The organism is uncultured Neptuniibacter sp., assembly GCF_947498015.1.
Lineage (GTDB): Bacteria > Pseudomonadota > Gammaproteobacteria > Pseudomonadales > Balneatricaceae > Neptuniibacter.
Genome location: NZ_CANMIR010000027.1, coordinates 1 through 1,022, shown reverse-complemented (window position 1 = coordinate 1,022; position 1,022 = coordinate 1). Strand labels below are relative to the sequence as shown.

Sequence of the window (1,022 nt, the reverse complement as noted above, 5' to 3'; positions counted from 1 at the left end):
GCGGGTATTGGTGCCGGTGGTGCATTCTGTATCGCGATGGCACGTAAGAGTCTGACCTGGGGAAGTCTGTTCGATATTCTGACGGACACCGCGCGTACTACCACAATGTTGTTTGGTGTGGTGATTGGCGCGCTGATCTTTTCTAACTTCATCAACCGTGCAGGACTGCCAGCTGATTTGCTGAGTTTTGTTACCAATCTGGATGTATCGCCGATGATGGTGATCCTGGTGATTCTGGGTATCTACATCATTTTGGGTATGGTCTTTGAAAGTCTGTCGATGTTGCTGCTGACCGTGCCGATCTTCTTCCCGCTGGTACAAAGCCTGGGCTTTGATCTGGTGTGGTTCGGTATTGTTGTTGTGGTCGTAACAGAGATCAGTCTGATTACGCCACCGGTAGGGATGAACGTGTTCGTGCTCAGTGCGGTGTTGCGTGATGTGAAGGCAAGTACGATCTTCAAGGGTGTAACGCCGTTCTGGTGTGCGGATATTATACGTCTGGCCCTGATTACACTGATTCCGGCAATATCGCTGTTCCTGCCTGAATTGCTGTATCGAACTTGATTATCTGGACAGGCTTCCGCCTGTCCTTTTTATTTCTACTCCTTGTGAGTGAGGTGAAAAATGATTCCTGGCGTTAAGAAAATTCTTTATGCATCTGATATTGAAAAAGGCTCACGCCCAGCGTTTCGGGCTGCGGTCAGCCTGTGTGGGCATTATGATGCACAGATCACTTACCTGCATGTGCTGGAAAATGAGCATCAGGACAATATGGCACTCCAATCTCTGCTGAAAGAGGATGGTTTGCGAGAGATGTATGAAAACAGTTTGGGTGACCTTAAATCCAAACTGGAGTCTCGTATCGATAAGTTCTTCAAAGAGGAACTTGAAGAGAATGAGATGCTTAAAGAGGATCAGGTTGGCTCGCTGATTCGGGAGGGCAAACCCTGGAAAGCGATTGTTGATGCTGCGGATGAGATCGATGCAGATGTGATTGTGATGGGGACACGTCCCCATTCAGG

At 48.4% G+C, this 1,022-nt stretch carries 2 protein-coding genes; both read left to right on the top strand.

The annotated features are described in order from the left end of the window. On the top strand, positions 1-564 hold a 564-nt coding region (locus tag Q0882_RS16615), incomplete at its 5' end, for a TRAP transporter large permease subunit (protein WP_299184091.1). Positions 565-624: 60 nt separating this feature from the next. Continuing rightward, positions 625-1,022 (top strand): universal stress protein (locus Q0882_RS16610; RefSeq protein WP_299184088.1); only part of this gene is annotated, 398 nt, incomplete at its 3' end.